General features: G+C 41.9%; 21 protein-coding genes and 1 tRNA gene. 3 read left to right on the top strand and 19 right to left on the bottom strand.

The window, feature by feature from the left end; translation table 11 throughout:
- Positions 1-28: 28 nt before the first annotated feature.
- The 10 genes from GDK41_RS03255 to GDK41_RS03210 form a co-directional block, all read right to left on the bottom strand.
- Positions 29-586, bottom strand: coding sequence for a hypothetical protein (locus GDK41_RS03255; RefSeq protein WP_152085067.1), 558 nt, complete (start codon positions 584-586; stop codon positions 29-31).
- A gap of 60 nt (positions 587-646) precedes the next feature.
- A complete protein-coding gene (locus GDK41_RS03250; protein WP_152085066.1) occupies positions 647-1,210 on the bottom strand; it encodes a hypothetical protein in 564 nt (187 codons plus the stop codon).
- A 70-nt stretch (positions 1,211-1,280) separates the two neighbouring features.
- A complete protein-coding gene (locus GDK41_RS03245; protein ID WP_152085065.1) occupies positions 1,281-1,844 on the bottom strand; it encodes a hypothetical protein in 564 nt (187 codons plus the stop codon).
- 70 nt (positions 1,845-1,914) lie between these two features.
- Positions 1,915-2,478, bottom strand: a complete 564-nt coding sequence (locus tag GDK41_RS03240) for a hypothetical protein (protein ID WP_152085064.1) — start codon at positions 2,476-2,478, stop codon at positions 1,915-1,917.
- A gap of 70 nt (positions 2,479-2,548) precedes the next feature.
- Positions 2,549-3,112, bottom strand: coding sequence for a hypothetical protein (locus GDK41_RS03235; protein ID WP_152085063.1), 564 nt, complete (start codon positions 3,110-3,112; stop codon positions 2,549-2,551).
- 1,027 nt (positions 3,113-4,139) lie between these two features.
- The gene (locus GDK41_RS03230; protein WP_152085062.1) at positions 4,140-5,180 is read right to left on the bottom strand and encodes an IS481 family transposase; all 1,041 of its coding nucleotides are present in this window, start codon (positions 5,178-5,180) and stop codon (positions 4,140-4,142) included.
- Positions 5,181-5,548: 368 nt separating this feature from the next.
- Entirely contained in the window at positions 5,549-6,724 is a 1,176-nt protein-coding gene (locus tag GDK41_RS03225) for a mandelate racemase/muconate lactonizing enzyme family protein (protein WP_152085061.1), read from the bottom strand.
- Positions 6,725-6,733: 9 nt separating this feature from the next.
- Complete coding sequence (locus tag GDK41_RS03220; protein WP_152085060.1) at positions 6,734-7,501, bottom strand: class II aldolase/adducin family protein; 768 nt, start codon at positions 7,499-7,501, stop codon at positions 6,734-6,736.
- Positions 7,502-7,616: 115 nt separating this feature from the next.
- Complete coding sequence (locus GDK41_RS03215) at positions 7,617-7,940, bottom strand: c-type cytochrome (RefSeq protein WP_152085059.1); 324 nt, start codon at positions 7,938-7,940, stop codon at positions 7,617-7,619.
- A gap of 109 nt (positions 7,941-8,049) precedes the next feature.
- The gene (locus tag GDK41_RS03210; RefSeq protein WP_152085058.1) at positions 8,050-8,592 is read right to left on the bottom strand and encodes a DUF2058 domain-containing protein; all 543 of its coding nucleotides are present in this window, start codon (positions 8,590-8,592) and stop codon (positions 8,050-8,052) included.
- 237 nt (positions 8,593-8,829) lie between these two features.
- Between GDK41_RS03210 and GDK41_RS03205 the strand changes: the two genes are divergently transcribed.
- A complete protein-coding gene (locus tag GDK41_RS03205) occupies positions 8,830-9,978 on the top strand; it encodes an MFS transporter (RefSeq protein ID WP_152085057.1) in 1,149 nt (382 codons plus the stop codon).
- On the opposite strand, the gene GDK41_RS03200 is transcribed toward GDK41_RS03205, so the two are convergent.
- The gene (locus GDK41_RS03200) at positions 9,942-10,445 is read right to left on the bottom strand and encodes a prolyl-tRNA synthetase associated domain-containing protein (protein ID WP_152085056.1); all 504 of its coding nucleotides are present in this window, start codon (positions 10,443-10,445) and stop codon (positions 9,942-9,944) included. The two genes, GDK41_RS03205 and GDK41_RS03200, sit on opposite strands and share 37 nt — an antisense overlap.
- Complete coding sequence (locus GDK41_RS03195) at positions 10,438-10,842, bottom strand: hypothetical protein (protein WP_232056520.1); 405 nt, start codon at positions 10,840-10,842, stop codon at positions 10,438-10,440. Before GDK41_RS03195 ends, GDK41_RS03200 begins: the two co-directional genes overlap by 8 nt.
- A 132-nt stretch (positions 10,843-10,974) precedes the next feature.
- Between GDK41_RS03195 and GDK41_RS03190 the strand changes: the two genes are divergently transcribed.
- Positions 10,975-11,050: transfer RNA gene (locus GDK41_RS03190), tRNA-Ala, on the top strand.
- Between the two features lie 124 nt (positions 11,051-11,174).
- Here GDK41_RS03190 and GDK41_RS03185 read toward each other — a convergent pair.
- Together GDK41_RS03185 and proB are read right to left on the bottom strand one after the other, a co-directional pair.
- Positions 11,175-12,422, bottom strand: coding sequence for a glutamate-5-semialdehyde dehydrogenase (locus GDK41_RS03185; protein WP_152085055.1), 1,248 nt, complete (start codon positions 12,420-12,422; stop codon positions 11,175-11,177).
- A 3-nt stretch (positions 12,423-12,425) separates the two neighbouring features.
- Entirely contained in the window at positions 12,426-13,535 is a 1,110-nt protein-coding gene (gene proB, locus GDK41_RS03180) for a glutamate 5-kinase (RefSeq protein WP_152085054.1), read from the bottom strand.
- A gap of 652 nt (positions 13,536-14,187) precedes the next feature.
- Between proB and GDK41_RS03175 the strand changes: the two genes are divergently transcribed.
- Positions 14,188-16,047, top strand: a complete 1,860-nt coding sequence (locus tag GDK41_RS03175; protein WP_152085053.1) for a cation:proton antiporter — start codon at positions 14,188-14,190, stop codon at positions 16,045-16,047.
- Positions 16,048-16,132: 85 nt separating this feature from the next.
- Here GDK41_RS03175 and GDK41_RS03170 read toward each other — a convergent pair whose 3' ends face one another.
- The 5 genes from GDK41_RS03170 to hflX all read right to left on the bottom strand — a co-directional run bounded on the left by GDK41_RS03170 (position 16,133) and on the right by hflX (position 21,823).
- Positions 16,133-16,723 carry a tetratricopeptide repeat protein gene (locus GDK41_RS03170; protein WP_152087500.1) on the bottom strand — a complete coding sequence of 197 codons (591 nt, stop codon included), beginning with the start codon at positions 16,721-16,723 and terminating at the stop codon, positions 16,133-16,135.
- Between the two features lie 166 nt (positions 16,724-16,889).
- Positions 16,890-18,206, bottom strand: a complete 1,317-nt coding sequence (locus GDK41_RS03165) for an adenylosuccinate synthase (RefSeq protein WP_152085052.1) — start codon at positions 18,204-18,206, stop codon at positions 16,890-16,892.
- A gap of 176 nt (positions 18,207-18,382) precedes the next feature.
- Entirely contained in the window at positions 18,383-19,261 is an 879-nt protein-coding gene (gene hflC, locus GDK41_RS03160) for a protease modulator HflC (protein WP_152085051.1), read from the bottom strand.
- Positions 19,262-19,266: 5 nt separating this feature from the next.
- The gene (hflK, locus tag GDK41_RS03155; RefSeq protein ID WP_152085050.1) at positions 19,267-20,433 is read right to left on the bottom strand and encodes an FtsH protease activity modulator HflK; all 1,167 of its coding nucleotides are present in this window, start codon (positions 20,431-20,433) and stop codon (positions 19,267-19,269) included.
- A gap of 103 nt (positions 20,434-20,536) precedes the next feature.
- Entirely contained in the window at positions 20,537-21,823 is a 1,287-nt protein-coding gene (gene hflX, locus GDK41_RS03150; RefSeq protein WP_152085049.1) for a ribosome rescue GTPase HflX, read from the bottom strand.
- Positions 21,824-21,844 lie beyond the last annotated feature (21 nt).

The raw sequence follows: 21,844 nt of genomic DNA, 5'->3' as shown, positions 1-21,844 counted from the left end.
AAGCCGTTTTAACAACCGCTAAGAGACTCTAACTGCGCTTCTGAAAATACCCCAATGTTTGCCTGATTGGATAGATAGACAGAGCGGCAATTCCGACAGTGTTACACGTCCAGCCACCAACACGATAAACTATTCCCAATTCGTGGTAGTCAAAATAACCTCTGGCGATTAATTGCATGAACAAAAATGCTGCATATAAAAAGGTCGTGTACATGATAATACGTGCTGTTTTTGAAAATAAACACCCACGTAGCCGATGTAATGTATATAAGACAACTAAAGTGGCAAACTGTTGTGCAATCATCCCCATATAAAATACGCGAATATGTGTAACAACCTCTAATTTAAATGACAGTAAGTAGTGCTCAACTTCGCTACCTACCGCATGAAACAATAAAAAAACCACCGCACTCATAAAACAAGAGTGCATTTCATGAAGCGGTAAGAAGTTCAGCGTGCGGTGACGGGCATAAAATAACGACCAACGATGCTTAGGAAATTGCGTGATTAAAAACCACAGCACAATCACTGATTCATATCCGATAAAAATCCACCCTAAGTGGTAAAGATAGTCGTTAAGAGTCATTGATACACATCCATGTTGTTAGTAGTAAAACTAGTCGATTAGATAAACCTAAAGCGCCATCTAAGCCACGCGGCGCTGTTTGAAATACCCCAATGTTTGCCTGATTGGATAGATAGACAGAGCGGCAATTCCGACAGTGTTACACGTCCAGCCACCAACACGATAAACTATTCCCAATTCGTGGTAGTCAAAATAACCTCTGGCGATTAATTGCATGAACAAAAATGCTGCATATAAAAAGGTCGTGTACATGATAATACGTGCTGTTTTTGAAAATAAACACCCACGTAGCCGATGTAATGTATATAAGACAACTAAAGTGGCAAACTGTTGTGCAACCATCCCCATATAAAATACGCGAATATGTGTAACAACCTCTAATTTAAATGACAGTAAGTAGTGCTCAACTTCGCTACCTACCGCATGAAACAATAAAAAAACCACCGCACTCATAAAACAAGAGTGCATTTCATGCAGTTCTAATGAGTTCAGAACACCACGCCGTGTAAAAAATAATGACAGGCGATATTTCGGAAGTTGTGTGATAAAAAACCACAGCACAATCACTGATTCATATCCGATAAAAATCCACCCTAAGTGGTAAAGAAAGTCGTTAAGAGTCATTGATACACATCCATGTTGTTAGTAGTAAAACTAGTCGGTTAGATAAGCCTAAAGCGCCATCAAACATCGGCTAAGCCACGCGGCGCTTTTGAAAATACCTCAGCGTTTGCCTGATTGGATAAATAGACAAAGCAGCGATTGCGGCGGTGTTACATACCCATGCAGCAACTCGATAAACAGGTGTGAAGTTATGGTAATCAAAGTACCCTCTAACAACCAACTCCACAAATAGAAAAGCAGCATAAGTAAAACTCATATATAGACACATACGGGCGGTTTTTGAGAACAAACAGCCGCGTAGCCGATGTACCGTATACAGCGCAGCGATAAAAGCAAACTTTTGCGCAATCATTCCCATATAGAACACTCGGATACGCATAACCTGTTCGAACTCAAATGAGAGCAAATACTGTTCTATTTCACTACCCGCAGCATGGAAAAACAAAACAATCACAGCACTCATAAAACACGAATGCATTTCATGAAGCGGTAAGAAGTTCAGCGTGCGGTGACGGGCATAAAATAACGACCAACGATACTTAGGAAATTGCGTGATAATGAACCACAAAACTATGACTAGTTCGTAACCATTAAAAATCCCCCCTAAGTGGTAAAGAAAATCGTTAAGAGTCATTGATACACATCCATGTTGTTAGTAGTAAAACTAGTCGGTTAGATAAGCCTAAAGCGCCATCTAACATCGGCTAAGCCACACTGCGCTTTTGAAAATACCCCAGCGTTTGCCTAATTGGGTAAATAGACAAAGCAGAGACTGAGATTATATTGCATGCCCAGCCGCCAAAGACATATACCATCCCTAGCTCGTGATAATCAAAGTAACCTCTAGCAACAAGCTGCATAAATAACAATGCCATTAAAGCAAGAGTGGTATATAAGTTTACCCTTGCTGTCTTAGAAAAAAAGCACCCTTTAAACCTATGTAGACTAAATAGTGTTAGCAAGAATAAGAATTGATTGATCATTGCCGTTAAGTAAAACAGTTTAATTTGCCCATCAACAGTGCTCAATTGCCTGATAATGAAGTTATCTATTTCACTGGAGTAAAGATGAAATAATAAATAACACAACGCCGTCATAAAACACGAATGCAATTCATGAAGCGGTAAGGAGTTCAACGTGTGGTGACGGGCATAAAATAACGACCAACGATACTTAGGAAATTGCGTGATTAAAAACCACAATACAATCAGCGCTTCATAGCCTTTAAAAATCCACGCTAAGTGATTTAGGAAGTCGTTAAGAGTCATTGATACACATCCATGTTGTTAGTAGTAAAACTAGTCGGTTAGATAAGCCTAAAGCGCCATCTAACATCGGCTAAGCCACACTGCGCTTTTGAAAATACCCCAGCGTTTGCCTAATTGGGTAAATAGACAAAGCAGAGACTGAGATTATATTGCATGCCCAGCCGCCAAAGACATATACCATCCCTAGCTCGTGATAATCAAAGTAGCCTCTGGCAACAAGCTGCATAAATAACAATGCCATTACAGCAAGTGTGGTATATATGTTTACCCTTGCTGTCTTAGAAAAAAAGCACCCTTTAAACCTATGTAGACTAAATAGTGTTACCAAGAATAAGAATTGATTTATCATTGCCGTTAAGTAAAACAGTTTAATTTGCCCATCAACAGCGCTTAATTGCCTGATAATGAAGTTATCTATTTCACTAGAGTAAAGAAAAAAGAATAAATAACACAGCGCCGTCATAAAACACGAATGCATTTCATGAAGCGGTAAGGAGTTCAATGTATGGTGACGGGCATAAAATAACGACCAACGATACTTAGGAAATTGCGTGATTAAAAACCACAATACAATCAGCGCTTCATAGCCTTTAAAAATCCACGCTAAGTGATTTAGGAAGTCGTTAAGAGTCATTGTTACACATCCATGTTGTTAGTAGTAAAACTTGTAGGTTAGATAAGCCTAAAGCGCCATTTAACATCGGTTAAGCCACGCGGCGCTGTTTGAAATACCCCAATGTTTGCCTGATTGGGTAGATAGACAGCACGGTGATTATGATTAAATAACATATCCAACCACCAAAAGTGTAAAAAATATTTAGGCCATGATAATCGAAGTAACCTCTAGCGACGAGCTGCATAAACAGTAAAAGCATAAAAAATACATTCGAATAAATACAAATACGCGATACTTTTGAAAAAAAACACCCTCGAATAAAGTGTAAAAAAAATAGCATTAGTAGAAATGAAAATTTACTAATTATTAATGCCAGATAAAAAATCTTCCTCTTACCTTCTAAGCTAAGCGGCAAATTAAAAAACACTTTTTCTATCGAACCACCGATATAAAGAAATATTAAAAAAGAACAAATAGTAATAAAATAAGAATGAATACCATGAAGCTGTAGGGTTGATAGATGTTTTCTTGTTGCAAAAAATAGCTTCCATTTGTGAGCAGGGAAGTGTAGCAACAAAAACCATGCAGCTAATAGAGTTACATACCCTTTCAAGATATCAAATAAATATAATACAAGATCATTCACGTTCATTAATTAACTCTATTTGTATTGTTACAACAATCTCAAAAATGTATCTAAACACCATCAATCAATCAATCAATCAATCGTGTATAACGTTAACGATATCGATAACGAACACATTGAGCATGTGTTTTTTGCGCAAGGTAAATTAAGTGCAAAAGTTTAATGATAAAGCACGAAGTGCTTGCATTCCTTTTGCGCAAGTACGGTGCAAAAGGTTAGCGACAAGAGCGAAGCGATTACGCTCTTTTTGCGCAAGGTGAATTAGGTGCAAAAGGCTAACGAGAGCGAACGCAGTGAGTGCGTTTCTTTTGCGCAAGGTGAATTAAGTGCAAAAGTTTAATGTGTACTAGCTCAGACTTGATCTGACAGTTACCCGTTTTTCAATCGGTGACTGTCAGTTTAGATTTGAGCTAAATTCTTCTCAGCCCAAATCGATTTTCCATCAAGCAATGTTTCAAATGGCGTTCTGCCACAACACATTTTTCCCTGATGAGTTCGCTCATTATTGTAATAAGCCATCCATTCGTCCAGATCTTTTTGAAGTTCCTCTAGCGAACCGTAAAGCTTTTTACGGAACGTAACCTGATAGAACTCGTTAAGTATCGTCTTGTGGAATCGCTCGCAGATACCATTGGTTTGAGGCGACATTGCCTTAGTTTTCGTATGGTCGATATCATTAATTGCCAGATAGAGCTGATAATCATGGTGCTCTACCTTACCGCAATATTCGGTGCCTCGGTCAGTCAAAATGCGTAACATTGGCAACTCGTGTTGCTCGAAGTAAGGCAGAACCTTGTCATTGAGTATGTCAGCCGCAGTAATTGGTGTTTTGGTCGTATACAGCTTTGCGAAGGCTACTTTGCTGTAGGTATCGACAAACGTCTGTTGGTAGATACGCCCAACACCCTTGAGATTGCCAACATAGAAGGTATCTTGTGAGCCTAGGTAACCCGGATGTGCTGTTTCAATTTCACCGCAAGCTTCGTCATCGCTTTTCTTTTTCTCAAGCGCAGCGATTTGGCTATCGGTGAGGATAATACCTTCGTCAGCAACTTTACCTTCTAGAGCTTTTAAGCGTTTCTTGAAGTTCTCTAAATCGTGGCGTAACCAGATTGAGCGAACGCCACTGCCTGAAACAAAGACGCCTTGTTTACGCAACTCATTGCTAGTTCTGTGCTGGCCATGAGCTGGGTAATCGATAGCGTATTGAACCACTGCGTTCTCAGTAACTTCATCTACACGGTTTTTAATGTTTGGCGATCTACGACTTTTATCAATTAACGCATCCAAGCCACCGTCCTCTACTAGCTCTTGGTATCGATAAAATGTATCTCTTGAAACGCCCATGACTTTACAGGCTTTTGAAACGTTACCTAGTTCTTCTGCAAGATTAAGTAATCCAGTTTTGTGTTTTATAATTGGGTTGTTAGTATGCAACATGAGAGTTACCACCTTTTAGGTTGTTTTGATTAAAAGATTCGACACCTTTATCAAAACGGGTAACTCTCAATTTTTCAAATCGAAATGTCAGATCAAGTCGAGACTAATTCATTTAATGACAAAGCACGAAGTGCTTACATTCCTTTTGCGCAAGGTGAAAAAAGCCATTTTAGCAACCGCCACGGGCTTCTCTATAAGTACTTCTCTATAAGTACTTCTCTATAAGTACTTCTCTATAAGTACTTCTCTATAAGTACTTCTCTATAAGTACTTCTCTATAAAGACTTCTCCCCGAGGTTTCCCCCTAAGGCTCAAAAAAATTAAAAAGAGGGCTAAATCGGCTTAACCCTCTAACATAAATTTATGCGTTATTTGATCTCAACGCGTTGTGAGCGCATTACAACTTCATCGTTTAATTCAATGCCAATGCCTGGCTCTTCCGATACCTTAAATACGCCATTTTTAGGTTGTGGGTCTTGAATACATAATTCACGGTTCCACTTTTTGATGGCGTAGGTGTGGTGTTCATGGATCAAAAAGTTAGGAATGGCTGTTTCTAGGTGTAGCGAGGCTGCTGTGGCAACGGGGCCACCGCACACGTGAGCTTGAATGCGCACATCAAAAATATCGGCGTAGTCGCACACTTTTTTGGTTTCAGTAAAACCACCACACAAACCAATATCAGGTTGCAACACGTCAATACTTTGATCTTCTAAGTATGGGCGCACACCCCAACGGTTATACAAGCGCTCACCACCAGCAATAGGCACGGCTACTTTGTCGGCCACTTTGGCATGTAAAGAGTGGTTTAGGTAGTTCACAGGCTCTTCGTAATACATGCAATCAAACTCTTCGGCTATCTCGCCAATTTGAATGGCTGAGGTTGCCCCCGGTAAACTGTGGCACTCAAAAATAATGTCTACTTCATCGCCTACCGCTTCACGAATGGCTTGCATACGTGCACGGTATAGCTTCATCTCTGCGCGAGAGATTATTTTAGTGCGATCGTAATAGGTGTTGCCAAACTTGTCGTATTGGATTGGGTCAACTTTAACCGCGTCGTAGCCTTCGGCAATGGCTTTAAGTGCCGCTTCTGCATACTCTTGAGGCTCTACAAGCGCCTTAAACTCGCTATCCCAGTCAAACTGTAATTGCGACGCATAGGTTCTTAATTCAGGGTTAACCTTACCGCCAAGTAGTTGATAAACAGGTAAGTTAAGTGCTTTGCCTTTAATATCCCACAGGGCGGTATCAATGGCGCTCATGGCCGCATACACCACAGGGCCCCCACCTAAACCCCAAAAGCTTTCGCGCAACATGCGCGACCATAACAGCTCAGTTTGAAATGGGTCGTGACCAATTAAAAAGGCTTCAGCCATTTCTTTTATCATGGCCGCCGCTGCGCTATGGCCTAAATCATAAGCAAGGCCTGCTTCACCCACACCACTAATGCCTTCATCGGTATGAATGCGAACAAATACCGGAGTCCAAGCGGGTCTATCAGGACAGTGAATATCAAATACTTCGACGCGATTAACTTTCATTACGAATTCCTATTGTGCAAAACTTGGGTCTAAGCGGTATGCCTTTCTTAGCATGGCAGGCCAAGCAACTTGCCCGCCCGTGCTGCCGCTATGAACAACGTTAGCTTGGTTGTAAATATTATCTATTATGGGCTGCGGTACGGGCACGGCTTGCTGGCCCGATGACTGAATTGCCAGTTGAATCTCACAAGCGCGCTGCAAGTCGTAAAAACGCATAAATGCATCGCCCACGGTAGGTCCAACCGTTAAACCACCATGGTTGACCAGCAACATGTGATTCGTTGAGCCTAAATCGTCTTGCAAGCGTTTACGTTCATCGTCATTTACCGCCAATCCTTCGTAGCCGTGATAAGACAAAGAAGGCAATGAAAACATCGAATGCTGGCTCAAAGGTAATAACCCACACTCAAGACTCGCTACGGCTACCGTTTCTTTGGTGTGTAAATGAATAACACAGTGCGCGTCGTCTCTTACTTCATGAATGGCGCTATGAATCGTAAAGCCCGCAGGGTTTATTTTAAATGGCGTATCATCAAGAATATTACCGGCTAAATCTACTTTCACTAGATTTGACGCAGTCACCTCATCAAAACTTAAACCAAATGCATTGACCAAATACTGATCGGTGCCAGGTAAACGCGCCGACATATGCGTGTAAATTAAATCGCCCCAGCGCATATGCTCAACTAAGCGATAGCAGGCTGCTAAATCTACGCGTAGCTGCCACTCCTGCTCAGACACTTTGCCTTTTAAGTTAAGTTTAGGTAATTCAAACATAGAGGGTCCTTAGATAAGCCCAATTAGATGTATAGAAGTCTAAATGAGTATGGGCATTTGTTCAACCAAATAAAAACCACCGACATGCGGTGGTTTTTTTTAATTCACTACTAGGTTATTTAACCTGTGATAAATACTCTGCAATGGCGTCAATTTCGGCATCAGATACATTGGCTACCATGGCTTTCATTGCCATTGACATACCGTTGCTGCGCGCACCCGACTTAATGTCTTTCATTTGCGCTGCTAGGTATTCTTTATTTTGACCATTTAGCTTAGGGTACGCAGCCATAATAGGTGCTTTACCTTCAGCGCCATGACAAGTTTGACACATTTTAGCCGTGTATAATGCCTTACCATCAGCTGCATTGGCTACGTTTGCAGCTAGCGCAACCATTGAGAGCCCAACCCCACAGATTATATTTTTTATCTTACTCATAACATTACTCTTTTTGTTAATTAACGGACAAATCTCTTACAGTGTAGACCATTTGAGCGCGCTACACATACGTCACTAATTAGCCAGCTCTGTGATGAGTAAAATTAACTTACCAAACTAGGTCGTCTGGTACTTCATAACCCGCGTATGGGTCGTCCTCATCAGAGCCGCTGTTGTCGTCTTCAACGTGGAACACGATATATTTTTCGTCAACTTCAGCAATTTTACGTGCTGGTTCATCTTGCAACACATAGAACTGCCCTTCAAGCACACAAATAGCCAATCGGCCTTTTGACAACGCTTGTTTGGTTTTCTCGTTTACATCAAGCTCTTTAACTTTGTTTTCATAAGTAAAGTTAAAGGTCACATCACCACGGATCTCATCTTGATTGTGATGCTCTAAAATTTGTTTAACACGCGCAACTTGCTCGCGTTCTTTTAACTCAGCTTGCTTGGCCTTGTTGAGTTCTTCAGCCTTTTTTTGCTGCTCAAGTTTAGTTTGTTCAATATGCTTTTGTAGATCGCTAGGATCACTGGTTGCGCCTTTTTTCTTTTTCTTTTTTTGCGCTTTTCGCTTTTCCGACTTAGCCAATTTGGCTTTGTGTTCAGTCGTCAGCCCTGCTTTTAGTAGCTGCTCTTGTAACGAACCCATTATGCTGCTCCATAAAATATTAATAGTCATATTCTAACGCAGTGGTTTTTTTTGACCATATGCAAAGCACGCTTCAAGAGATTTTTTTGTACCTAGCATCACCATAACAAAGACTTTCACAGCGCAATATGATTTAACGCAAAAAATCACTAACTATTTGATCTAAAACTGTTCAATCTATGCAAAGCCCTGCATAATATGCAGCAACCGCACAAATTATAATATCTAAGTAGCGTCATGCCGTTATTGCAGTTATTGATTTCATCTATGTTTATATTTTTTGTGCTCTACGCACCGCAGCCGCTATTAACCATATTTGCCCACAACTTTAATGTCTCAACAGCAACTAGTGGCGCGTTAATGTCGTTGACCATGCTGCCGCTGGCAGTCGCGCCTATTTTTTACGGTTTAATCTTTGCCCGTAAAAACCCACTGACTATTCTCAAAGTCGCCATGCTGGTTTTGAGTGTGACCAGTTTACTCTTTGCATTGGCCCCCAGTTTTGAGTTATTGCTTACTTTGCGCTTTATTCAAGGCCTAACACTTCCTGCCGCGCTCACCGCCATGACAGGCTTTATAGGGCAGCAGTACAATGGCACACAATTACAACAAAATATGACCCGTTACATTGGTAGTTCTATTTTGGGTGGCTACTTAGGGCGAGTATTGGCAGCTAATTTTGCTAGTTGGTTCTCATGGCAAAGCTTTTATTATGTACTGGCAGTGTCGTTGGTTATTTTGGCGCTACTTATAAAACCCAAGCGCTGTGAGCCACCTAAGCGCGAACCTGCTTCACCTAGTGCCTATTTAAAACCTTTACGCCACCCGCTTATCGCGCGTTTGTTTGGCTGTGTATTTTGTATGTTTTTTTGCTTTGCTGCACTGATGAATTATCTGCCGTTTATTTTGCAAGATGTGTTTAATATCACCGATAGCAAAACGATTGGGTGGGTTTATACTGGCTACTTGATTGGTGCGGTTTTATCTATGGCAACGCCACATATTAGTCGCTACTTTAATAATTCATGGTTATTTTTAAGTGCGCTATTCACGCTCTATTGCTTAACACTTATCGCCATGCAACTGCCAATATTAAGTGTATTTCTTATTGCCTTTACCCTGTTTTGTGCGTGCATGTTTATGATCCACTCAACTGCCTCACCCTTGGCAAATAAACTCAGCGATGCTCCGCCTACGGTCACAAATGGTGCCTATGTGTCTTTTTATTACAGTGGCGGTGCACTGGGCTCTTTTATACCGGGTTTAATACTGCAAAGTTTTGGCTATCATGCTTTTTTAATGGCATTACTATTTATGTGTGCTGTTGGCCTAGCACTGAGCTATACCACCTATAAACAAGGGATCTCAATCACTTCAGGGGTATGACCGGTATACTGCCAAAAGGTTTGCAATTGTGGTTTGCTCAACACCCATGTTTTGCTGTTATCTAATGGATGACACTGCCACTGCTGGGCGCACCACAGGCCGCGGTCAACCCACAGTTCTACTTGATGCTCTGTGTCATTAAGTAACGCTAAAGCAGATACACAACCTGGTTTAATATTCAGGTATTTAGCTAGTCGGTCGTTTGACGCAAACCCCAATCGAGAAAGGCCTTGCTGTTGAGAAAGCGCTTTTAAATCTACTTTTAGCTGTGCTCTGAGCAACAATAGAACATGGCGACGGCCATAATTGTCTCGTAGAAATAAGTTTTTAATACGTGTGCCGGCTCGCTCAAGCTGTAACTTATCTGCCTCATCACAGGTATGCAGTGGTGGGTGTTCGTACTGTAACGCCTCAATATTCAACTTGGTCAGTACATTTTCTAATTGTAAAACCTGTGGGTTACTCACACATACCTCGTAACTGCACGCTGCGCTGACGCCAATATACTTGGTTTATTGTGTGCCCCTCTTGGCAATAGTTTTTATTGGCTAATTCCACTTTTAGTAACTCTACAGCTCGCTCTTCAAGCTGTAACTTTAACTCGGGAGAATCTTCTACTCGTTGATGTTTAGCATACGCTTTGAGATCTGAACGGGATAATCGTTTACTCGCATCGAGTACCATAATAGGCGTTGGCTCCACTGTAACAATATAAACAAACAATTGCTGGCCTGACTCTGACACTTTGGTATGGAGTACTTGTTTTTCAATTTCCAACTTGGGGGTATCTGGCGCTGAAGAACACCCCGCCAACATTGCAAAACATACACTTACATAAAAAGCTCTAATTTTCTGTTTGAACATCCATCATTCTATTTTTGAATTCGTTTTGATTAGTCTATCAAAGCCAATTGTAAAAATGTGAATTTTTTACAGTTAGGGGCTTGACGGGATAATTAAAAAGCTATAAATTTCGCAGCGTCCAAATCGGAATGTGGGGCTATAGCTCAGCTGGGAGAGCGCCTGCCTTGCACGCAGGAGGTCAGCAGTTCGATCCTGCTTAGCTCCACCACTTTCCGCCCTCACTGGTATAAACTTTCTCTGCTTTTAATCTCTAAACATTTACTTTTTTTACGCAAAAAAAAAAGCGGACTTGTCAGCCCGCCTTAGCATCTTCAGCATCTTCGTTTTACTTTTTATTCTCTGATCTGACCTTCGCCATTTACCAAAAACTTTTCTGTTGTGAGTGACTCAAGACCCATTGGTCCGTAAGCATGCAATTTAGTTGTTGCAATACCAATCTCAGCACCTAATCCCAATTGAGAGCCATCTGAAAAGCGAGATGACGCATTGACCATTACAACCGATGCATCAACACTACGCTGGAATAACTCAGCCGTTTGCATGTCTTGTGTACAGATCACCTCAGTGTGATGGCTACCAAAGCGGTCAATGTGTGCAAGGGCACCAGCAAAGTCATCAACAATACGAATCGCAACTTCTAAGCGTAGATACTCTTCGCCAAATTGTGACTCATCAATCACATTAGCCCCTTCAAAATACTGAGCTGCTTGACTATCGGCATTGATCACCACTTGCTTGTGTGCAAATGCTTTTTGCAAGCGAGGCAAAAAGGTCGGTGCCACTGATCTGTGAACAACAATCCCTTCCAACGCGTTACACACACCCGTACGTTGTGTTTTACCATTTAATGCGAGTTTAAGCGCAACATCTAAGTCTGCCGCTTCATCAACATAAAGGTGACATACCCCTTTAAAGTGCTGAATAACTGGAATAGTGCTGTTTTCAGTTACAAAATTAATCAGGCCTTCACCACCACGTGGAATAATTAGATCAATATAGTCTTTTTGCTGCATCAACTCCATCAGCAGGGCACGGTCTGGATCTGGCACCACCGTGATAAGCGCTGTAGATAAACTATGCTGCTCAAGCACTTGGTGCATTACTTTGGCTATTGCCTGTGAGCTTTGCAATGCTTCTTTACCACCTCGTAAAATAACGCCGTTACCTGATTTAAAACATAATGCACCCGCATCCGCAGTTACATTTGGGCGCGCCTCATAAATCATGCACACTACGCCTAAAGGCACACGCATCTTACTTATTTTTATGCCATTTGGCCTAACACCCATGTCTCGAGTTAAACCCACTGGATCATCTAGCTCAACAATGGTTTTAATACCATCTGCCATATCGGCAATACGCTCGGGTGTGAGTGTTAAACGGTCGATCATTGCCGCCGATAACTGGTTGTCTCTTGCTAATGATAAGTCGTGCTCATTTGCAGCCAATATATCGTCGCTATGTGCGACTAACGCTGCAGCCATATCAGTTAGCACCGCGTTCTTTTGCTGCGTTGTTAATAGTGCTAGCTGCTTTGCTGCGCTCGCAGCTTGCTGTGATAATTCTGTAATTAAACTCATGAGTTACGATTTCTCCAAAATTGCAATATCTTGTTCTGAAATAACGGGTCCTATGCTCTCTTGTAAATGCCCGTTATCAGATGTTTGTTCTTGCTCAGCTAAAAAGTTTAGTAAACAACTACTATAATTTGTGGTTGCTTTTGCCAAGCGTTCGCCTTTTGCGGTACGCACCAATACAGTGTCACCAACTGAAAATTCACCATGTACATGGGATATGTTTTCAGCGGCTAAAGGCTCGGCATGATCTTTAAGCTCTTCAGCATAGCCATGCTCTACGATTATCTCACCTTGCTCTGAGGCTGTATGGGTCATCCAGTGCTGCTGAGAATGCATCGGTTCATCATACGGTAAGAACACGGTGCCAGGGTTATCACCAGCGAGTAGCCTCTCAAATGTCGTCTCTTTAAAGCCATTCACAATGTAGGTGCTAATACCATGAGAGGTGGCTTTTTCAGCGGCTTCTATTTTTGTTTTCATGCCGCCGGTACCCACTTGGCTTGTTGCACACCCTGCCATTGCGTAAATATCTTCAGATATTTCTGGTACCTGAGGTATCAATTTAGCATCTTCGTGAAGATTAGGGTTTTTGTCATATAAGCCATCGACGTCTGAGCACATTAACAGCACATCAGCATCTGCTGCAGCCGCAACCATGGCCGACAAATTATCATTGTCACCTACTTTCAACTCATCCGTTGTTACTGCATCGTTTTCGTTAATAATAGGTAGAATGCCATGCTCAAGTAAGGTGAACACTGTTTCACGAATACTGTTATAGCGCTCTAAATCACGTAAGTCACCATGCGTTAGTAAAATCTGTGCAGATGGAAAGTCAAAGAAGCGGTCCCAAGTTGCCATCATCTCTGTTTGACCTGCCGCTGCCATCGCTTTTTTCAAAACAACCGATGAATTTTTAGCATCTTCAGGAAATAAATGAGAGCCAGCTGCAACCGAACCAGAAGAGACCAGTACCACCTCTTTGCCCATTGCGCGACAACGCACAATAAACTGAGCAATGGTCAATAAGTAACGCGCACGACAGCCGTCTTGATCTGGTGCGATCAGTGCACTACCTATCTTAATCACTATACGCCGAGAATTTGAAATGTTCATATTGTTTCCTGCAGTTGCCCTTGCTTAAATTAATTCCACGCGACATCCGCATCAAAGAGCAGACGTGCGTGAGTAAAAACAACCAGAGTTGAACAATACAAATATAATACAGCTTACGCGTTCACACATATGTGCCCAACACTGGCTGTCGCTTTACTAAATAATGGATTGTGACATTGTATTTGCTCTACAACGTCGAGCCGTTTTCAGCTGGTACATCATGGTTTGATGAAGCTGAAAAGACCTAAGCCGCAATGAATAATTGCGCAAAGAATAGTTAAATTGTTGAAAAGTATTTAATATCTAACCTGTTAGGCTAAAACATAATACTAAAAGCTAGTTCATTATAATTGCTATAACAAAACCAAAAAGAATCATGGTGACTCGCACCAAACGCTTTATAGCATAACGTATACCTGCCAAAGATTTCAACTCAATATCAAAATAAGCACTTATACCCACCATAAAGCTGATGAATAAATCTTTATAGGTACATTAGACAATGAAATGATCCAATTTTGATTATACGGACTATGGTTAGGTGAGAGGCTCAACTTTTGTTGGAGCTTTACTTCGTAGCCGTCATATAACTATGGTATAAACCCATTTGTTTATTTTAACTATGTTAACCAATAGGTTAACAGGAGAGACTATGTCAGCTATTTACATTGCTGGAATTGCCGTTTTTTCGGTTATCGCTCAGTGGCTCGCGTGGGTGCTAAAAGTACCCGCCATTTTATTTTTGCTACTCATCGGTCTTTTACTTGGCCCCCTGACAGGTCAACTTAGTCCTGATGACTTATTGGGTGATTTATTGTTCCCAGTAGTCTCGCTGTCGGTTGCTATCATACTCTTTGAAGGTGCACTCACCTTGCACTTTAGAGAACTCAAAGGCATTGGCAAAATAGTTCGTAATTTATGCTCAATTGGCATGCTTGCCACCTTCGTGATCATCGCTTTGACTGCTTACCTAGTTTTAGACTTAGATTGGCGTGTTGCAGCCGTGTTAGGTGCAGTGTTGGTTGTTACAGGTCCGACCGTCATTGCCCCCATGCTTAACGCTATGCGTCCAAACCAAGACATTGACCGAGTACTGCGCTGGGAAGGTATAGTGATTGACCCAATCGGTGCGCTATTTGCAGTTTTAGTTTTCGAAGCCGTCAGCTTTGTTGGTCAAGGTGAGGTACTAAGCCACACTTTAATTGCTTTGTTTTCAACACTTGGCGTCGGCATCAGCGTGGGCGTCGTAGCTGGCTGGATCACCAGCGCATTGATCCGTAAAGAATGGTTACCTTACGAACTTCACAAGTTTGGTATTTTAGCATTAGTTTTATTTAGCTTTACCGTTTCAAATCATTTGGCACATGAATCAGGCCTTTTAGCAGTAACAATTTTCGGGATATGGCTTGCAAATCAAGATGATCTGGAGATTGACTCTGTTTTAGAGTTTAAAGAAGATCTGTCAATGATACTCATCTCAAGTTTATTTATTTTGCTTGCAGCGCGATTACAACTAAGCGATTTGATGCTATTAGATATTGAAACATTTGTGTTTTTAGCCGTTGTATTATTTATCGCGCGCCCTATTTGCATTGCACTGTCGACCTATAATACCGATTTGCCATTTAAGTCTCGTTTATTGCTATCTTGGATTGCACCGCGAGGAATTGTTGCGGCCGCTGTGGGCTCAGTATTTGCACTAAGTATGATTGAATCACAAATACCAGATGCGAATAAGCTAGTACCTCTAATTTTTACCGTTATTATCGTCACGGTTGTATTACAAAGCTTAACTGCAACGCCACTGGCTAAATTATTGGGTGTGCGCCAACCGAGTCCCAATACTCTGCTCATCATTGGCGCCAACCATGTTGCTAGAGCGATTGCCAAAGGCTTAAAAGAACAAAATATTGACGTTTATCTTTCCGATCCCGCCTGGGAAAACTGCAAAATGGCAAGAATGGATGGACTGCCGTGTTATTACGGGAACCCGCAATCAGAGCATGCTGAGCGCTATTTGCCACTGACATCTATCCAGTCGGTGTTAGCACTGTCGCCAAACCGCCATCACAACGCATTAGGTGTGCAATATTTCTCACACTTACTAAATGAACAAAACGTATTTTCTTTACGCTCTTCAACAAACCATGCCAAAGCAAACAAAGACAGTGCGACCTTTTTATCTAGACAGGTTTTATTTGGCGAGCAAGGCTATTACGCCAAGTTGAGTAGCTTAATTGCAAAAGGTGGAAAAGTGAGTTCTACACGCTTGTCTGACGAGTTTGATTGGCAACAATACTTAGAGGTAAACAAAGAGGCGATCCCATTATTCATTACGACTGAAAATAACGATGGAGAATTACAAATAAGACCATTTGTAATTGATATGAAAAAGCCTCCAGAGCAAGGTGAGCGTATCATCGCATTGCAACCCCCAAAAATGTCAGTTCTAAAAGAGCCAACACAGGGTAAAGAAGCAAACAGCTCTCTTGGCGAAAAGCTAAGTCATTAATCATACACTCAGTAGCGTTGAGTACTATAGGCACACCCAATAACCTCGTCATCAACTTAAAAGTTCTAACGTTGATGACGAGCATTTATAGAGGCAAACGCGCGCGGCGAATGGCACTTTGTGGCATTTTTTCTGCCAGTTGTGCCAGTGCTTTTTCAATTGTTTTGTGGAGTTTTTTATCTGCGACAGCGGAGTGAAATAACCAACGGTATGCATCTTCATAATCCCTTGGGCTACCATGACCGTCATTAAATAAATTTACCAAACGTAGTTGTGCCTTAAGGTTACCCTGAGAAGCCGCTTCACGCAGATACACCACCGCCATCGCTTTATCTGCTTGCACCAGCTGACCGACGTCATAATATCGGCCTAACTGTTCAAGCGCAGACGACAAGCCTTGCTCTGCTGACTGACGCATATAATACAGCCCAAGCTCAACATTACGTTCCACACATACACCATACGCCAACATATCACCGTATAAAAACTGGTAAGAAGGCAACGCCATTGTTTCTGCACGGGCTTCAATATCTTGAACAAGCTGACATTCATCATCTTTAACACGTTTTAAATGCTCATTTTTCTTTATCAACTCAATGAGTTCAGCTTGGGTATAGAGCGGCACCGCCGTGATCTGCGCTTGAGCCGTTGCCGTTATGCTGAATAACAACCCCATGCAATACCACTTTTTAATCATAATTAACCTAATCTGTTTGGCACACCTAAAAATTTATACAAAGTCCATACCAACTATTTAACCTGACGTAGTTCAGCCTTTCGTTCATATTTATTATAGGCACAAAAAAAGCTGCATAATGCAGCTTTTCTTAGTCAAAACTTGGTTATGCACCAAATGGATTGCGAACAATCATTGTTTCGACACGATCAGGACCTGTAGAGATAATGTCTACTGGCACACCAGTGATCTCTTCAATGCGCTTGATGTAATTGATTGCAGCTTGAGGTAGCTGTTCAACACTCGTCGCACCAAATGTATTTTCACTCCAACCAGGCATCTCTTCGTATACTGGAGTAACTTTCTCATAACCTTCAGCGGCCAGTGGCGTTACGTTAGTAACGGTGCCATCTTCTAACTGGTAACCAGTACAGATCTTGATTGTTTCAACACCATCAAGTACATCTAGCTTGGTTAAGCAAAAACCTGAGATACTATTGATTTGTACAGCTCGGCGCATCGCTACGGCATCAAACCAGCCTGTACGGCGTAAACGGCCAGTTGTAGCACCAAACTCATGGCCTTTCTCACCTAAGTGTTTGCCAACTGGATCTTGCTTTTCTTGACCGTCATACAGTTCAGTAGGGAAAGGACCTGAACCAACACGTGTTGTGTATGCCTTAACAATACCCAGCACATAGTCTAGGTTTAGCGGGCCAAAACCTGCACCTGTAGCTACACCACCAGCAGTTGTGTTAGATGACGTAACATATGGATATGTACCGTGATCAATATCAAGTAGTGTACCCTGCGCACCTTCAAACAAAATGTTATCGCCAGCAACACGAGTCTGATCTAACAGCTCAGTTACATCAACAACCATTGACTTAAGAATGTCAGCAACAGCCATTGCATCATCAAATGTTTTCTGGAAATCTACAGCATCAACTTTATAGTAATTAACTAATGTAAAGTTATGATACTCAAGAACTTCTTTAAGCTTAGCTGCAAATTGTTCAGGGTTAAATAAGTCACCAACACGAAGACCACGACGTGCGACCTTATCTTCATAAGCTGGACCAATACCACGACCAGTTGTACCAATTGCCTTTTCACCACGCGCTAGCTCACGCGCTTTATCAAGTGCAACGTGGTAAGGCAGGATTAATGGACATGCTTCACTGATCAATAAACGCTCACGAACTGGCACACCACGCTCTTCTAGCATACCAATTTCTTTCATCAACGCATCTGGTGCTAATACAACACCATTACCAATCACACATTTTACGTTATCACGCAAAACACCTGATGGAATTAGGTGCAGTACTGTTTTTTCACCATTGATCACCAAAGTATGGCCAGCATTATGACCACCCTGATAACGCACAACTAAAGAAGCTTTATCTGTTAGTAAGTCTACAACCTTACCTTTACCTTCGTCACCCCATTGGGTGCCTAATACAACGACGTTTTTACCCATTGCAAAATCACTTAGAAAAAATTAGGGGCAGATTTTACCAGAAAAGCGGGGGGGAGATCACCCCGTTTTGGCTGTTTTTTCCTCATTCGCAAAAATTGTGTCAAAAACACATGATATAAAACAAAAAAAGCTCCGAGATTTCTCAGAGCTTTTTTTCTTATCAAGGCAAATAGTGACTATTTACCTTTTGCAGCTTTCATATAATCAAAGAACTCACTGTCTGGTGATAATACCATTACGTCGCCTTTGTTTTGGAAAGTACGCTTGTAAGCCTCTAACGAACGAACAAAGCTATAAAACTCTGGATCTTTGTTATAAACATCAGCGTAAACCTTTGCCGCCGTTGCATCACCTTCACCACGCACAGCGCGAGCATTTCGCTCCGCATCAGCGAGCATAACGGTAACGCGTCGGTCTACTTCTGCGCGGATAGTTTCTGCTTTTTCCTGACCTTCAGAGCGGTGCTCTTTTGCTACAGCAGTACGCTCAGCACGCATACGTTGGTAAATAGAGCTACTCACTTCGTTTGGTAAGTTAATTTGCTTAACTCGTACATCCAACACTTCAATACCTAGCTCTTTGGCACTTTCAGAAGCTTGTACCAGTGCCTCTTCCATCAATTCACTACGTTCACCAGACACAATTTCACGAATAGTGCGCGAACCAAAGTTGGTTCTCAAACCATTGTTTACTTTTTGTTTAAGGAGCGTTTCGGCATATTGCTTATCACCGCGAGCTCGTAAGTAAAATGAACTAAAGTCATTCACTCGCCACTTTACAAACGAGTCAACAATTAAGTCTTTTTTCTCGCTTGTAACAAAACGGTCTGGCGCACCATCTAAAGTTTGAATACGCGCATCTAGCTTACGTACCTGACTAAAAAATGGCACTTTAAAGTGTAAGCCAGGCGCGTAAACAACTGCGTTGTCTTCGCTGTCTTTTTGCACTTTACTAAATAGCAAAACAATCGCACGCTGTCCTTCTGTAACAACAAATACCGAAGAGAAAGATAGCAAAACGGCAGCTATCAATATCACAATACTAAAATTCTTCATTGCGCTTATCTCCCGTTATTAAATCTGTCTTGCGAAAAACGATCATTGCCGCTGTTCACAGAGCTGTTGCGTGATTGACCCAATGTTTTACGAAGCTCATTGATGTCGTTTTTACTAGGTAGCTTGATTTGGCTACCAGCGCCCATTTGCCCCATAATTTTATCCAATGGTAAATACATCATGTTATTACCACCTTTAACATCGACAATGACTTTTGAACTATTAGTAAGCACTTCTTCCATTGCGTCTATGTATAAACGTTGTCTGGTTACTTCTTTAGCAGCTTGATACTCAGGTAAAAGCTTTTCAAAACGTTCAACTTCACCTCGTGCTTCTAACGTAACACGTTCTCTATACGCTTCAGCTTCTTGGGTCATACGTGTAACCTGTCCACGAGCACGCGGTTCAATCTCACGCGCATACGCTTCAGCTTCACGGATAAAACGTTCTTCATCTTCTTGTGCTGCAATAGCATCATCAAATGCGTCTTTAACTTCTGCTGGCGGACGAGAGTCTTTAAAGTTTACATCGGTAACTAAAATACCCAGGTTGTATGGTTCGATAATTTTATTTAGCTCATCCCAAGTTCTTTGACGCACAAGCTCACGACCCGTCGTCAAAACTTGGTCCATACGAGAGTGACCAACAACGTAACGTAACGCGCTGTCTAAAGATTGCTGCAAGCTATGATCGGCGTCTGTCACGCTGAATTTATATAGGCGAGGATCCATAACTCGATACTGAACCTCAAATTCTACGCTCACAACGTTTTCATCTTCTGTCAGCATAAAACCAGAGGCAGAAAGAGAACGCACCGCTTCAATATCAATTGGAATAACTTGCTCAATAAAGGTCATTTTCCAACGTAAGCCAGGCTCAGCAATACGGTCAAACTGACCAAACTGTAATACAATTCCGCGTTCAGCTTCTTTAACCGTATAAATACCGCTTAATGCCCAAACGATTGCAGCAATAAGCAGAATGAATGTCATGCCTGCTCCGCCTAATCCGCCGCTGCCACCGCCGCCGGACTTACCACCGAACAAACCACCAAACTTGTTGCTGAATTTACGGAATACTTCGTCTAGATCAGGTGGGCCTTGATCCCGACCACCGCGGTTTTTCCACGGATCGTTATCATTGCCATTATTACCCGGTTCATTCCAGGCCATAGCTATACTCCATTTTTATTAAAGTCAATTAGGGTAAATCTAACAAATATAAGGCGTTTCTCATACCCAAATACGAGCAAAACCGCACTTTTCTGTGTAAAAATTATGTTTCAATAAATTTTTCTATATCCATACCTTGATCTTTTTTCAGACGCTCCCAATCAATTTGCGGTAAACGCACCTGCAAAAGCCAATTACCCTGCTCATCGTAGTCTTCTTGCTGCACCGCATTTAAATTAAATAATGCGCCTCGCAAACGACCTAACGCAGGAGGAATGCATAAGGTATGGTGAAATATTTTTTTCGCTAACAGTTCCGAAATAGCTTGTGAAAGCAGCTCAGTACCAACTCCACTATGCGCTGATAACCAAACGCGGATCGGCTGTCCTTCATCATTGCGGTCTATTCTCGGTCTAACATCTTCGAGTAGGTCTATTTTGTTATAAACCAACAATTGCATAATGTCATCAGCCTCAATCTCTTTGAGAACAGACTGTACTTCTTCGATATTTTCTTTTCGTCGGTTGTCGGCTACATCAACAACATGGATCTGCAAGTCAGCTTCTCGTGTTTCTGTCAAAGTCGCTTTGAAAGCGGCAACAAGATCATGAGGTAAGTGACGAATAAAGCCTACCGTATCAGCCAAAATAACAGGACCGATATCATCTATATGCAGTTTACGCAAAGTAGGATCAAGCGTTGCGAACAATTGATCTGCCGCATAAACATCTGAGTTGGTTATCAAATTAAATAGCGTCGACTTACCGGCGTTGGTATAACCCACCAATGATACCGTTGGTACCTCATTACGACTACGCGCTCGTCGTCCTTGCTCACGAACAGTGGCTACTTTTTCCAGCCGCTTACGAATACTTTTGATCCGCTCTCGTAACAAACGTCTATCAGTTTCTAGCTGCGTTTCGCCTGGACCTCGTAACCCGATACCGCCTTTTTGACGCTCTAAGTGCGTCCAACCTCGGATCAAACGAGTTGAAATATGTCTAAGTTGGGCCAGTTCTACTTGCAACTTACCTTCGTGCGTACGAGCTCGTTGTGCAAAAATATCAAGTATTAAGGTTGTTCTGTCGAGCACACGACATTGGCAAACACGTTCTAAGTTTCTTTCTTGAGAAGGACTAAGCTGGTGATTAAATATAACGACATCTGCATTGTGAATTTTGACAATCTCAGCTATTTCTTCTGCTTTACCCGTGCCGACGAATAATTTAGCGTGTGGTGCTTGGCGACTGCCTTGCACAATCGCCAAACTACTAACACCTGCAGAAGACACCAACATTTCCAGCTCTCGCAAATCTTCGCGATCACCTTCGTTAGGAAAGTCGATGTGTACTAAGACTGCCTGTTCGCCGGCTTCATAACGGTCAAACAAGCATTACGCTCCTAAAGTGAA

The sequence above is a fragment of the Pseudoalteromonas sp. A25 genome (genome assembly GCF_009176705.1).
Lineage (GTDB): Bacteria > Pseudomonadota > Gammaproteobacteria > Enterobacterales > Alteromonadaceae > Pseudoalteromonas.
The sequence above is the reverse complement of the archived record's forward strand: the minus strand, read 5'-3'. Positions and strand labels throughout refer to the sequence as shown.